The organism is Photobacterium lucens (genome assembly GCF_009873615.1).
Classification (GTDB): domain Bacteria; phylum Pseudomonadota; class Gammaproteobacteria; order Enterobacterales; family Vibrionaceae; genus Photobacterium; species Photobacterium lucens.
Genome location: NZ_SSMG01000448.1, coordinates 1 through 14,121, shown reverse-complemented (window position 1 = coordinate 14,121; position 14,121 = coordinate 1). Strand labels below are relative to the sequence as shown.

Here is a 14,121-nt window from a genome sequence, read left to right as displayed (position 1 = left end):
AATTACTTACTCATGATTTGTTATATTTATAATCATTTTATTTAGATAACTCTTAATATAAATCTTATATTTCGTATAGTGATAATTCCTCTGTGATCTAATCCGCATTTTTATTCTTATTTGCATCGTAGATTATGCACACTTATCTACAGGGATCTAAATTATGAATAAGAATATTACATTACTCGCCGTTGGTTCTTTATTTGCGTTATCTACTTTTTCTTCTACGGCATTTGCAGATCCTAAAGTGACACCGACTCATCCTGGATATAGCACTATTCAAATATTGGAAATGGGGCAGCCAAAAGATATTAATTGGGTATCAGTTGATGACATCGCGCAAAAATTAAAAGGCAAGCCACCAATGGCTGTTGGTTTTGATATTGATGATACTGTATTATTCAGTACTCCAGGCTTCTATCGTGGTCAGCAAGAATTCTCACCTAATTCTTTTAGTTACTTACATGATCAAAAATTCTGGGACAAAATGAACTGTGATTGGGAAAAGTTCAGCTTACCGAAAGAAACGGCGAAAAAGTTGATTGAAATGCACCAGAAACGTGGTGATCAGATTTACTTTATTACCGGTCGTACAGCTTCTAACTGTGAAATCTCTACTCAATACCTAAAAGATGTCTTTGGTATTAAGAATATGCATAAAGTTATTTTTGCAGGATCAAGTAAAACTGAATTTACTAAAACACCTTATATAAAAGCGAACAATATCAAAATTTATTACGGTGATTCCGATGGTGATATCGTCGCTGCACGTCAAGCTGGTGCGGAAGGTATTCGTATTATGCGTGCCGCTAATTCAAGTAATCGCCCAATTGCAAAAAATGGTATTTTAGGCGAAGAGGTTGTCATCAATTCACAGTACTAATCGACGCTAATATTAAAGATCATAGAGCGACCATGATGGTCGCTCTTTTTTATGCTTGTTTATTACGTTGAGCCCAACAACCAATAAAAATGAAAGTAGCAGTAATAATGCTAATAGAGAGATAATTTGGAATATTGAGTAGCTCTCGATGAAGTAATGGCGATAAATAGACAATTAACAAACCATAACCAAAAGCGTTTACTAAAATAAAGGCGAGAGTACGAATAATAAAATTGTATTTTGATAATCGTCGTCGTAAAAATCGGTTGATATCACCACCGAAAACCACCAGTAAACAAGCAACAATAGCAGTTGAAATATCATCTAACCAAGGGCGAATACTATGCCCTAACTCCGATAAGAAAATTATAATATCCATTTATATGTACGATTAATGTTGATGAATGAAGTAGCAGGGTAATCGCTTTAGGAGTAAAAACCCAGATGTCTGGCATGAAGATGCAAACAAGATCACTTCGCTGCTTAATAGGTGCTATAGAACCACTATGTTACTATCTTAATGTTATTTAATTAGAGAGTTACTCCATGCTAGTCATTTCAAATTCTGTTCAACTTGCCGATTGGGAAATTGAGTTAACGGCAATCCGTGCACAGGGTGCTGGAGGGCAAAACGTTAATAAAGTATCGAGTGCAATCCATTTACGTTTTGATATTAATCGTTCAACCTTGCCTCCATTTTATAAAGAGCGATTGCTCAAGCTATCTGATAGCCGCATCACCAAAGATGGCGTTATCGTGATCAAGGCACAGCAACATCGCACTCAAGAGATGAACCGTGAAGAAGCGTTAGAGCGTTTAAAGTCATTGATTCAAAGTGCCGTTGTGACACAAAAGGCCCGTAGAGCCACTAAACCAACGAAAAACTCCCAGATCCGCCGTATGGATAAGAAAACTCAAAGAGGTAAAACTAAGTCGCTAAGAGGCAAGGTTAATTTCTAATAATTTAAATGTGATGCTGACTACATAACCTATTGTTAATGCGTGACATTATGCTGCTTCAACTAATATCTTAGCTATCAATGATTTTTCCATATGTATTGTGGCTTTTTAGTTTGGGTGGCAGGGATGTTCGAGAAAAAAACGCTTCAACTTTTACAATTATTCTATCGTGAAACCGAACGTGTTCGTTTATTCGGTTTAGCGGATCTCCCACCCTTAGCACTAGAACAGCAACAGCAAATGAATTTGTGGTTAGAAACCAAACGTAATTTCACTGCTGATGAAATTTCTGAGCAATATTGGATCAAAACCTGTAGTGCGGGTTACATCACTGAATTACGTTTACATGCAGATGGCACGTTAGATGAATACACACTATTTAACCGTCTTCATACCACAGGGTATTGGGAGTTGGTGGATGGCGTGATTGAAATTGAAATACATAAAGAAGAAAACACTTACCGCTGTGCCGTGTTTGCTAACCGTTATTCTAATATTCACTCAGCCATTGAGTATAAAAATGGTGAGCTACATTCTTATTTGAAATTGGCACAAACCCGACCAATTAAATTCTAATCTATGCCATTTTTGTCGAACAAATAGACTGGTATCAATATAAATTTTCAGTATATTGAATGAAGCATTTGGATATTAGGAAGGTCAAGGATGAGTAAGATAAATAAGGTAGCAGTAGTAGGCGGTACCCATGGTAATGAATTCAGCGGTATTTACTTACTCAAAAAATGGCAGAATACACCACAATTATTAGCGCGTGAGAGCTTTTCTGTCGAAACTGTATTTGCAAACCCTAAAGCATATGGTGAAAACAAACGTTATGTTGATCATGATTTAAACCGCCAGTTTGGATTACATGATTTAGCTAACTTTGAGTTAGCCAGCTATGAGCAATCTCGCGCAAAAGCCCTAAATGAGCAAATTGGTCCGAAAGGGAATGCGAAAAGTGATTTCATCATCGACTTGCATAACACCACTAGTAATATGGGACCTTCGCTGATCTTATTGCAATCAGATAAGTTTAATCGTCAATTAGGTGCTTACGTTAAAGAGAAGATGCCTGAATCTGTTGTTGTATTTGAAGATCATACTTCGGTTGATGATCATTTATTTGTGTGCTCAATTGCTAAGCAAGGTGTGATCATTGAAGTTGGGCCTCAGCCACAATCAGTGATCCGCCAAGACATATTGGATTGGATGGAAGACATGACTGGGCATATTCTTGATTTTGTCCATTTATATAATACTGATGAAGTACCAGCATTGGCTGACAGCTATGATGCTTATCGTTATGAAGAAACGCTAAAACTGCCAGAAGATGAGCAAGGTGAACGTATTGGCATGGTGCACAAGTCAGTACAGGATAATGACTTTGAACCACTCAATCCGGGTGATCCTATTTTCACCTTATTTGATGGTACAGAGATCTTCTGGGAAGGCGATTATGTGGCTTACCCGCATTTTATTAATGAAGCAGCGTATTACGATAATAACCTTGCCATGTCGCTTGGTAAGAAGATTGTGGTATCAACAAAATAATCTGTTTTTACAGCGTTGGTAATCAATAGATAAAGAAAAACCGGCTTACTCTTATGCACTTCTAACTAGGAAGAACGAGGGTAAACCGGTTTTTTATTGGTAATAATAAATTAGTGTACGCTTTGAGTTTTCATTACCACTATCGGGGTGTTTTCGACCTTAACAATGTGAGCATCAACATTAAACACATCCCAGATCAACTCGGGCGTAACGGTGTGGTTGGGGGCTCCATAGTCAAAGAGCTCACCTTGATGTAGTACTGCAATGTTGTCGGCATATTGCAAAGCAAGATTAAGATCATGGATCACCATAATCACACATGCCCCGGTACGCTCTACATATGCTCTAACAAAGTTGAGTAATCGAAGCTGATTTTGCATATCAAGTGCAGAGGTTGGCTCATCGAGTAACAACACTTTGGGATTATTTATTAACGCTTGTGCCAGCCCGACCATTTGACTTTCACCACCAGAGAGATCCATACACTGCTTATTGGCTAAATGCAGCACGCCCATCTCTTGTAACAGCAATAAGCCACGCTCTGCACATTCTTGTTTCGCTATTAATGACGTTGAATGAATATTCATTGTCGTAATTAATAACTCTAAGACGGTCACATTGGCATGTATGCGATGCTCTTGCGGCAAATAACCGATGTCGTTCAACTGTAGCGGTGTATGAGCATATTGTATCTGCTCAGGATACTTCTTTAGCAACATGGTCATTTGGCGTAACAAGGTTGATTTACCAGCCCCATTTCGACCAATTAACGCTACCATTTCACCATTGTGAATTCTCGGTAGGGTTAAATCGTGCAGTACTGTCTGATCACCAAAGGTCACAGAGATATTTTTAATATCAAGGCTCATAATTAGCGCCCACCTCTTTTGATGACTAAAAAGATAAAGAAGGGGATACCAACGATCGACATTACAACTGTCAGCGGTAAGATGATCCCCGGCATGATCGCTTTACTTGCAATAGAGGCAAGCTCTAATAACACGGCACCGACAAGAAACGAAGCTGGTAAGAAGAAGCGTTGATCTTCACCTAAAATCATTCTCGCAATATGCGGTGCGACTAAACCGACAAAGCCAACCGCGCCCACGAATGAAACTGATAGCGAAGTAATGATTGAAACTAACACCAGGGTTTTCATCCGCAGTCGTTTAACGTTGACGCCCATTGCTTCTGCACGTTCTTGTCCCATCTTTAACGAAGATAAACGCCATGCATCTTTCATCATGATCAACAGCACGATCGGCAGTAAAATCGCTAATATAATGATTTTCTCCCAACTACCACGATCAAGTGAGCCCATTTGCCAGAACACCAAGGTTTGTAACTGGGTTTCGCTGGCAATGTACTGCATCATGATCAGTAAGCTGTCATAAGCAAACATCACCGCGACACCAAATAACATTACGCCTTCAATGGAAATCCGTTTAATGGATGAAATCCCAGCAATGAGTAACGTGGTGAGCAAACACATAATGAAAGCCATCACTGCGATTTGGTATTGCGCAGGAACAAAAGGGATCGCGATAACATTGGTGATCACCAGAGAAGCACCAAAGCCAGCAGCAGCAGAAACACCAAAGGTATACGGATCGGCTAACGGGTTATGCAGTGTGGTTTGCATTTGTGCGCCAGCCAAAGCTAATGCGCCACCAATAAACGGTGCCATTAAGGACATCGGCATACGAATGTCCCACACAATCACTTTGCTTGCTATTGCGCTATGAGAGGGTGAGAAAATCGCAGTAATAACTTGGTTAAAACTTAAGCCTTGCGAGCCAATTAATACATCTGCGATAACGCAGAGGACACTTAATATAACTAAGACGATTAGCGCGATTTTCTTATTACGAGCACGGGTGTAATGGGCTTTTAATTCAATAGAAAGGCTTGTCACTGTGTCATTGCCTTAAAGTTATTTTGACCGAATAAACCCTTTAGATGACGATCACCAAATTTCAGGTTCATCTCTTCAAAAGTCTTCTCTGGTTGTAATGTGCTAAACAGTGTTGGGTGGATCCATTTTGCGAAATATTCAATCGCCACTAAGTTATACGGCGAGTTGTAAAACGGCATATAAATAGAATAAACATCTTTATTTTGGTAAGCATTGACCGCTTTTAGCCAAGGGCGATCCATTAAGCTTTTGGTTGCTTGAGCAATCGCTGTTTTATTAGGTGAATAACCGAGAGGAATACCATTGGTTGGTTTGCCATCATCCGTGATCCAACCTGTAGTTTGCATAATATATACATCAGGCTTTGTAGTGATCACGATCTCTGGCGACATCTCACCTGTGTTAGCGCCTTTTAATGGTGCCGTAGCGACATTGGTTGCTTTAAGCATTGGAATGTAAGCACCCATATTGCCAGTAGCAAACGTGCGGCAACATGAATCACTATAACCAGCGGCACGTTCAATAAAGACACGCTTCATTGGTACATCTTGGTGGCTAGCTAAGGTGTTTTTAATTACATCTAAGTGTTGTTGATAATAGTGGGTGAAATCAGTTCCTTGCTTTGAACGGTTAACAGCATCAGCGACAACTTGTACCGATTTGATGGTGTTCTGAATCGGGTTTTCACGAAAATCGACCGCAAGTACCTTGATCCCTGCATCATCAAGTTTTTTCAATAAGCCTTTATCTTGCGCTAGCTTAATATTTGATAGTTCAACGATAAACAAATCCGGTTTTGGTTTTAGGTTAATGAAACGCTCTGCGTCAAATTCACCGGACTTGATCTGTCCAATCACAGGGACGTGTTGTAGAGCAGGGTACTGTTTAATATAACTGGCATACATACTTGGCGCGGAAACACGCATGTCATCACGCGCAGCAACCAAGTGCTTAGCTGCATCACCTTGGTAAATGATTTCGAGCAAAGGGAAAATACGGCTGGTGGATAGGGCAATATTTGTCGGTTGATGGTCAAAGGTGACCTGACGACCAGCGACATCTGTGACGGTTAAAGGGTAGCTATTTGCAAGCGCGGTTCCTGAATAACTAAGTAGTGTGCTGAAGGCTAAAATGCTGGCTGTGACTGTTTTCAAAATGGTTATCCTTAAAATTTTTCGCAAATCTTAATGATAATAATTACCATTATAAATCTATTTTTGTGAGAGATAAGAATCCGATAATAAAATTAAATGATATTGATTCTCATTTAATTTTGTGATTGGTGAGTTAAAGCTCTTCACCGTAATCAGGACAAAGATTTCGAGGAGGGCATAAATCCAGATACGTTTAGAAAGTATCTGGATTTATCTTTGCATTAAACACTAGACGGCATTTAGTGCAGAATCAAATCCATCAGCCGAAAGGTTAAAACCTGCAATATCGACATAACTTTTGGTTTCAAATAAATGCATAACTTGCGTCATTTGTGCACCGTTATTACTTAAATAAGCATGGGCAGTACAGGTGTGATTAGTTGGATCGTAATCAGTACTAACGTGTAGTAAAACTTGGGCTGCAACGTTCCAATTACTTAATGCTGATACATATTTCCAACTATTACAGGTACTTTGGCTGGCTGGCATATGATCAATAAAATCTATACGTGTTAATTGATGACCGCCACTAAAGTGAAAAATATAATTTTGGTTACCAAAATCTGTGTGAGTTAATAATTCATCTTTTGATGGTACGGCTTGATAGGTGTTGTGTTGAGTAGTATCAGCAAAAGCATTGGATGTTGTCAGACAAGAAAAAAGCATGGTGGCGATGAGAAAGGGTGAACGCTTCAGCACTGATATTTACTCCCAAAAGCGAGGCTAATAATTAGGAGAAATAACATGCCTTTTGCTAAAAGTGATAGCAAACGTTTTTAAATCATATATTTGTATAATTACATTCCATTTGTCGAAGATTAACGATTCACATTGCTATGCATTCACTTATTTTCTTATGAATTGTCACATATTCAGTAAAAATTATTACATTTGTATCGATAACATTACGTTTATTTACAATGCTCTAGTGCAGGAATTAAAACGTTACACTTTATTGCTTTAAAAAAATGAGCGCTGCTGTCATATTTTTGACAAGAAAATTTGAATGCATATAGCGTAAATTAAATACGCTGATATAGACGCTCAACCTTTTATTTAATGGATTGTTTTTACATGGATATAGCATCAACGGTATTTAATGCATTGCAGCCTTTGCTTTGGGTGATCCCGGCTCTTATTCTTATTTATGTGATAAAAACGCCATGGTTCAAAGGCTGTGCTGGCGAGTGTATTGTGCATTTTTGTTTGAATAGACTACCTAAAAGTGATTATAAGGTATTGAAAGACATTACATTACCTTGTGATTCTGGTACGACACAGATCGATCATATTGTGGTTTCAAAATACGGTATTTTCGTGGTTGAAACCAAAAATATGAAAGGTTGGATCTTTGGTGGTACGTATCAGCCAATGTGGAAGCAAACGCTGTTTAAACGTTCCTCGGTGTTTAAAAACCCACTTCATCAAAACTATAAGCATATTAAAACCTTACAATCTTTACTTGGGATTGAAGATACGGCATTTCATTCTGTGATTGTGTTTGTGGGAGAAGGCGTTTTTAAATCGGAAATGCCTGAGAATGTCACTAAGTCTGTACGTGCAATGCTACGTTATATTCGCTCATTTGATACGGTGATATTTGATGATAAACAACGAGAAAGCTTTACCGTTAGGATTGAGCAAGCACGATGTAAGCCGGGGTTAGCGACTGATTTGGCACATATTCGCTCTTTAAAAGCCATTGAGAAACAAGTAAAAGCAACGAGTTTTCCAGAAGAGCACCACTGTCCGAAATGCGGTTCAAAAATGGTAAAACGTGTTGCGAGAAAAGGTGCTAATGCAGGTAATGCGTTTTTAGGTTGTCCGAGTTATCCCAAATGTCGAGCAATTAAAAATATCTTGAGTTAATAGCCACCATGTGTTCTTTTTTGATAAAGCTATTGCGCTGTGATGTCGATAGCTTTTTTTGTTTCTGCACTTTTTCGATCTTATTCACACCCTCCATATATTGTTTTCAATCTATTTAATTAAGACAGCCTAATATAGTTATTATTCTACGCTATTAGTAATGCCAAATTTTAGCGGCGATAGTGATAACAATATAAATAAAAAGGTTATTAAAGACGTGAAAGCCATAGCCAGCCAAACAGTGCCAAAGCCCATTCATTGCAAAGAAAAAACAATAGCCAATGTATTCTTTATCTTTAGCTTTGTATTATTTCTAGCGCTGCTGTTAATCACTATAGCGTTTATGCGTGATGAGAGTGCTGGCATTATATGGCTATTTGCAATGTTGCCATTTGTTGCTTTTCTTTTGTTGATGTTTTTTATTGGGCGTTATTACCGTAAAAAATATAACTTGTTAGGAGATACGCCGTTATACCTACCGGAAACACAATATACATTAGGCCGCTTATTGCCAGCGATGATTGAAATAGATCATCCACAATTTACTCGGGTAGCGAATGTGACCTTATGCTGTTTACAATCGACGTCTGGTCGTTCATCGGCAATAAATACAGTATGGCAATCAGATATTATGATTGAACCTGAATACAGTAATAACCAAACCCATTTGTTATTTAATTTATTCATTCCAACTTCAGAAAAGGCAATGGATACGAGTGGTTTTTCTAAGGCTAAATATGTTTGGGAAGTGTCATTTGAATACATCGATAAAATGACCAAAGTGAAGCGAAGTTGGGTGATCCCTGTAGTGTAAGGGTAATGTCATTTTATGCCGATGACGTGCTACAAACCTCAATGAACTTAATCTAGATTAAAGTTTTTCCTCATATTATCAGTACAATTCTCCCCTAACTGATCAATTGGTCAGTATTTGAAAAAGAATAGGCATATTCTAATGTGTCTGTTCTTTTTTGTTCTCTGTTTGATGATATATCAAGAATAAGATGAAAGAGGCTTCACGTTGAGTAAATTGTTTTCTGCGACTCGCATTGGTTCGATGACCTTAAAAAACCGCTTTGTCCGTAGCGCGACATGGGAAAATATGGCCACAGAAGATGGTCATATGACAGATAAGCTTTATGCGATTTATGAAGAATTAGCGAAAGGTGAAGTAGGGTTAATTGTCACAGGTTATGCCAACATCGTAGCAGAAGAAAAGCCCAATGAAGGCATGATGGGTATGTACAATGATTCGTTCATTGATGAGTACCAAAAGCTGACTGATCTCGTTCATCAATATGACTCAAAAATCGTTATGCAGCTGGCTTATGGTGGTACTAAAACTACTTATAATGTTGGCGAGCGCGTAATTTTTGCGCCAAGTGCTGTGTGTGAAAAAAGCACCCAAACACTGGGTAAAGCCATGACGAAAGAAGAAATTGACTACATTGTTGATGCGTTTGCAAAAGCCAGTGTTCGTGCTCAGCAAGCAGGTTTTGATGGTGTAGAAATTCATGCTGCACACACGTATCTGATCAATCAGTTTTTAAGCCCTTACTACAATCAACGAGAAGATGAATACGGCGGTAGTTTGGAAAACCGTATGCGTTTCTTGGTTGAAATTTTTAATGAGATCAGAAAACGTGTTGGTGATGATTTTCCAATTCTTGTAAAACTCACAGCAACTGAGTTTTTTGAAGGCGGCTTAACCTTTGATGAAACCCGTATTGTTTGCAAAAAACTAGAAGCGCTAGGTGTGGATGCCCTGATCATCTCAGGCAATATTCATGGTAAAGCAGATACCATGATCGGTGAAATGCACGATGGTTACGCAATTCAAGAAGAAGGTTATTTCAGCGAATATGGTCGTGTGATCAGCGATGAAGTAAATGTGCCAATCATGACTGTGGGTGGTTTAAGCGATTACTGTGCAATTGAAGCATTGGCTGACAATACTAATATTGCACTGTTTGCGTTCTCTCGTCCGTTACTCACCGAGCCACAACTGATCAAACGCTGGAAAGACGGCAACTTAACAGAAGTAGAGTGTGAGCGATGCTCAAAATGTCGTACTAAGCGTGGTAATTTCTGCGTAACTTCCAAGCAACGTAAAGCGCAAATTTCAGCATTATAATTTCTTTATTCAAATAAAAAGAAAGAGTTAGCATCAAGGTGCTAACTCTTTTTTGTATAACGCAGCGTATTAAAAGACCATTTCAAATATGGGCTAAAGCAAGATTATTCCGATAAGCTTAAATTTCCACTTTTTTGCTGCCATTGCTGAAACCATGCATCAATACTACTGTACGGCAGTGGTGGTGAAATAAAGTAACCTTGTGCTAATTGGCATTTCATTGCTTGTAACTGTTGCCACAATGATAAGTTTTCAACGCCTTCAGCGACGGTTTCCAGGTTTAAACGTTTAGTCAGCAGTAAACAAGATTCAACAATCGCTTCAGCCGTTACACTGGTTGGGATCGCTTGGATAAAACTCAAATCCAGTTTTAATGAGTTAAATGTCAAAGTCTCTAATTGTTTGAGCGACGAATAACCTGTTCCAAAGTCATCAATGGATAAAACAAAATCATGCATGCTCAAGCGTGATGCTGATTCAATGGCTTGACCGACAGATTCGAAGATCTCTGACTCAGTTAGTTCAAAATAAACCCATTGATTTAAATCCTGATATTGCTCTTTAAGTTGTAATACACAGTTAATGAAATGGGGATCAACCAGTGTTTTAGACGAAATGTTAATAGCGATTTTTCGGTTATGAAAATACGAGCGATAACAAATCACATAGTTAAGAATAAATAGCGCTAACTTTTTCTCTCTATTGTGCTGCATGATTTGCTCAATAAATTGATACGCAGGCACAGTGCCATATTCAGGGTGAACTAATCGGATCAAAGCTTCACAAGCGACCCATTCTCCCGTTGTTAGTGATACAATCGGTTGAAAATACGGAACAAACCAACCTTGTTCAAAGGCATTATCAATAAAAGCTTCATCTAAGATAATTTCAGATGTCGCACCTTGAGTGGTTACCGTGCTGCATTCTTTCGCTTGCTTTAACAGTACACTTAATTGTTTTAAACACGTCGGCTTCGATAACGAACCTAATAGGTTTAAATCATAATTGAGGCACATTTTTTCAACACTCGTTAAAATGTCTTGCTTAAGTGCACTGGTGATAATGATTGAACCTTTATAGTTTTGTTTGGCAATGTGGCCGAGAAAGCTAATCCCGTCCATCTCAGGCATGTTTAAATCACATAATAATAAATGAGGCTGATATTGCTGCATGATCTTTAATGCGTCAGCACCATTGATAGCACATTGGATCTCATCGTTTTCTGAGTCAATAATACGTGCCAATTGTGTGGTTAACACTTGGCGCTGAAAATGATGATCTTCAATTAAAAGTATACGCATACTATAGGTTCTTAATCGTAATGACTTGCTGCTTTAGCAAACGAACAAGTGTTTTCATATCGTTATAATATTGTTCAAATTCAATAGCTTGATTTTGAGCAATTGCACTTTCAATGGTTTGACATAATTGATCTAGCTGGTGGAATGCCATCACCTTTGCTGCACCTTTTGCACGGTGTATAACAAGGTTAATTAGTTCAAGATTGCTCTTTTCAATGGCTTGTTTTAACTCACTTAAATCGCTGTCACAAGAGGCTAAGTATTGCGTCAGAATGTCTAAGCTTGTTTCGCGATCACCAAAGATAGTATCGAGTTCATTGATATCAATTAACGCAGTTTCCGATGTTTTACTAACATTGTCATTCTCATCATCAAGGTTTGCATTATCATTTTTACTCTTGAGTGCAGGTAGCCACTGATAAAGCACAGTTTCCAGTTCTTTTAATGTAATAGGTTTAATTAAATAGTCATTAAATCCAATCTCTTGGAAATGTGTTTTATTTGATAGTGCATCAGCAGTAAGTGCCAAAATAGGTAAGGGGGCTAATGTTGATAATTGCTCTTGCTGACGAATCGCTTTTACTAATTCAAAGCCATCTAATTCAGGCATATGGCAATCGGAGATCAGCAGATTATATTTTTTGTTAGCCATAGCGTCGAGCGCTTTTTTACCATTATCTACAATATCGACAGCACAATTTAACAGCTCTAATTGCTGCTTTAGAATTTGTTGATTAATCGGGTGATCTTCGGCAACTAAAATATAACGACCTTGCTTAATCGCTAGTTCACGATCAAGCTTATTGGCTACCTGAGGCTGCGTAGTTTGCTCTATATCCTGACTTTCTTTTTCATTGGCAAGAGCGCGATATAGCTCATTAGGCAGTAATGGGCTGAGTGATAAATGTGAACCATTTGCTTGGTTTTGAGTTAAATAGTGATCCGGTGACGTGATGATGACAACGTTCATTGACGGTAAGTTTGCTTTTAACCATGCAGCATCAACTTTGTTCGCTTTACACCACATATCATGGATTAAAATGGTATCGATTTTTTTAGTCGATATAACAAAAGGTAATTTTGCTTTATTCGTGATCGTCAAATGTGAATATTCACACTGCCAAGCGGTGAGGTATTCATTTAAATGTGGATCGTTAATATCACCAATAAGACCACAATGTTTATATAAAGGTTGGACATCACGTTTTTCTATAATCGGGAAAGGGACGATGACGGTGAAAGCTGTGCCTTTACCCACTTCGCTACTGGCATGAATATCACCATCCATAAGTTGAACGAGTTGATAACAAATAGAAAGCCCAAGACCTGTACCACTAAATCGACGGTTGCTGCTTTGCTCAACTTGTACAAAAGGTTGGAACAATTGTTCTAAATCGTCGGATTTAATACCGATCCCTGTATCATGAATAGTGAAAGCCAGAGTTTGTACGCTATTCGTTTCTTTTATGACATCAACAGCCAGATGAATATTACCTTTGGTTGTAAATTTAATTGCGTTATTTAGTAGGTTATTCAGCACTTGCGTTAGACGAATATCATCAAAAGATAAGTAATGGGCAACGGATGGGTCGAGCCAGAGAGTAAATGAAATCTCTTTTTGTTGTGCATGAATAGAGTGTGGCTGTACTAAAGCATGAATGAGATCAGATAGCACATGACGACTTGGATTAATGTTTAATTTACCAGCTTCGATCTTAGAGAAATCTAAAACATCATTGACAATATTGAGCAAATTAAGCCCTGATTGCGACAAGTTATGGTGAATCTGACGCAACTCAGGCTTTTGTGCATGGGGCTCCATTAACTCTAATAAGCTGAGAATACCACTAATCGGGGTGCGTATTTCGTGGCTCATCATTGCAAGAAATCGGGATTTCGATTCGGTTGCCGCTAATGATTTTTCATTGGCTTCCATTAACGCCACTTGCTGCTCTTTAGTTTGGGTAATATCTAAAATAATGGTGTTCCATTGCCAGCCATTTTCTACTTCTGTGATTTGGCAGCGTAATTCGATCCATCTTGGGTGATAAGTTTGCGTTTGGATTTGAAGGTTTGTACTCCAGTAACCGACAGTGACAGCATGTTTCATTGCGGCGTAAAGTACTTCGATGTCATCTCGTTTATTTAGTTGTTCAAATAGTACTTCGGAATTAGCATACAGATCTGCAGCATTAATATTAATGAAGTTATTGATTTTCTCGCTAATGAACAGAAACTCTACATCAAAAGGATCTTCGCTTTTTTGAATGTGTTGAATCAGTGCACCATCAAAGTTATTGGTTAGGTACGTAAGCTTTTGTTCAACATTTTTACGTTGAGTTATTTCACGA

14 protein-coding genes are annotated in these 14,121 nt (G+C 38.3%); 7 read left to right on the top strand and 7 right to left on the bottom strand.

All coding sequences use genetic code 11. The features are described 5' to 3' along the window. Window positions 1–163: 163 nt before the first annotated feature. Window positions 164–883, top strand: coding sequence for an acid phosphatase AphA (aphA, locus tag E5A76_RS18420; protein ID WP_107166253.1), 720 nt, complete (start codon window positions 164–166; stop codon window positions 881–883). A gap of 49 nt (window positions 884–932) precedes the next feature. Here aphA and E5A76_RS18415 read toward each other — a convergent pair whose 3' ends face one another. Continuing rightward, window positions 933–1,262 (bottom strand): DUF3392 domain-containing protein, encoded by a 330-nt coding sequence (locus E5A76_RS18415; protein WP_107166252.1) that lies wholly within the window; start codon window positions 1,260–1,262, stop codon window positions 933–935. A gap of 167 nt (window positions 1,263–1,429) precedes the next feature. Here E5A76_RS18415 and arfB point away from each other — a divergent pair, with 167 nt between their 5' ends. The 3 genes from arfB to E5A76_RS18400 all read left to right on the top strand — a co-directional run bounded on the left by arfB (window position 1,430) and on the right by E5A76_RS18400 (window position 3,397). Continuing rightward, window positions 1,430–1,843: an alternative ribosome rescue aminoacyl-tRNA hydrolase ArfB gene (arfB, locus tag E5A76_RS18410; protein WP_053989294.1), complete on the top strand. Its 414-nt coding sequence runs from the start codon at window positions 1,430–1,432 to the stop codon at window positions 1,841–1,843. Between the two features lie 126 nt (window positions 1,844–1,969). Next, window positions 1,970–2,419 carry a hypothetical protein gene (locus E5A76_RS18405; protein ID WP_053989458.1) on the top strand — a complete coding sequence of 150 codons (450 nt, stop codon included), beginning with the start codon at window positions 1,970–1,972 and terminating at the stop codon, window positions 2,417–2,419. A gap of 90 nt (window positions 2,420–2,509) precedes the next feature. Then, window positions 2,510–3,397 carry an aspartoacylase gene (locus E5A76_RS18400; protein ID WP_161119812.1) on the top strand — a complete coding sequence of 296 codons (888 nt, stop codon included), beginning with the start codon at window positions 2,510–2,512 and terminating at the stop codon, window positions 3,395–3,397. A gap of 110 nt (window positions 3,398–3,507) precedes the next feature. On the opposite strand, the gene E5A76_RS18395 is transcribed toward E5A76_RS18400, so the two are convergent. The 4 genes from E5A76_RS18395 to E5A76_RS18380 all read right to left on the bottom strand — a co-directional run bounded on the left by E5A76_RS18395 (window position 3,508) and on the right by E5A76_RS18380 (window position 7,165). Then, the gene (locus tag E5A76_RS18395) at window positions 3,508–4,266 is read right to left on the bottom strand and encodes an ABC transporter ATP-binding protein (protein WP_161119811.1); all 759 of its coding nucleotides are present in this window, start codon (window positions 4,264–4,266) and stop codon (window positions 3,508–3,510) included. A gap of 2 nt (window positions 4,267–4,268) precedes the next feature. Then, window positions 4,269–5,312 carry a FecCD family ABC transporter permease gene (locus E5A76_RS18390; protein ID WP_161119810.1) on the bottom strand — a complete coding sequence of 348 codons (1,044 nt, stop codon included), beginning with the start codon at window positions 5,310–5,312 and terminating at the stop codon, window positions 4,269–4,271. Next, window positions 5,309–6,466 (bottom strand): ABC transporter substrate-binding protein, encoded by a 1,158-nt coding sequence (locus E5A76_RS18385; RefSeq protein WP_161119809.1) that lies wholly within the window; start codon window positions 6,464–6,466, stop codon window positions 5,309–5,311. Before E5A76_RS18385 ends, E5A76_RS18390 begins: the two co-directional genes overlap by 4 nt. A 228-nt stretch (window positions 6,467–6,694) precedes the next feature. Then, window positions 6,695–7,165 (bottom strand): hypothetical protein, encoded by a 471-nt coding sequence (locus E5A76_RS18380; RefSeq protein WP_053989289.1) that lies wholly within the window; start codon window positions 7,163–7,165, stop codon window positions 6,695–6,697. Between the two features lie 375 nt (window positions 7,166–7,540). Here E5A76_RS18380 and E5A76_RS18375 point away from each other — a divergent pair, with 375 nt between their 5' ends. From E5A76_RS18375 to E5A76_RS18365, 3 genes are all read left to right on the top strand, one after another. Next, window positions 7,541–8,335: a nuclease-related domain-containing protein gene (locus tag E5A76_RS18375; protein WP_161119808.1), complete on the top strand. Its 795-nt coding sequence runs from the start codon at window positions 7,541–7,543 to the stop codon at window positions 8,333–8,335. 160 nt (window positions 8,336–8,495) lie between these two features. Beyond that, window positions 8,496–9,149, top strand: coding sequence for a hypothetical protein (locus tag E5A76_RS18370; protein ID WP_161119807.1), 654 nt, complete (start codon window positions 8,496–8,498; stop codon window positions 9,147–9,149). A 207-nt stretch (window positions 9,150–9,356) separates the two neighbouring features. Next, window positions 9,357–10,469, top strand: coding sequence for an NADH:flavin oxidoreductase (locus E5A76_RS18365; RefSeq protein ID WP_161119806.1), 1,113 nt, complete (start codon window positions 9,357–9,359; stop codon window positions 10,467–10,469). 104 nt (window positions 10,470–10,573) lie between these two features. On the opposite strand, the gene E5A76_RS18360 is transcribed toward E5A76_RS18365, so the two are convergent. Both E5A76_RS18360 and E5A76_RS18355 read right to left on the bottom strand, forming a co-directional pair. Next, a complete protein-coding gene (locus E5A76_RS18360; protein ID WP_161119805.1) occupies window positions 10,574–11,770 on the bottom strand; it encodes an EAL domain-containing response regulator in 1,197 nt (398 codons plus the stop codon). Between the two features lies 1 nt (window position 11,771). Then, window positions 11,772–14,121: ATP-binding protein (locus tag E5A76_RS18355; RefSeq protein ID WP_161119804.1), on the bottom strand; the 2,350-nt coding region annotated here is incomplete at its 5' end.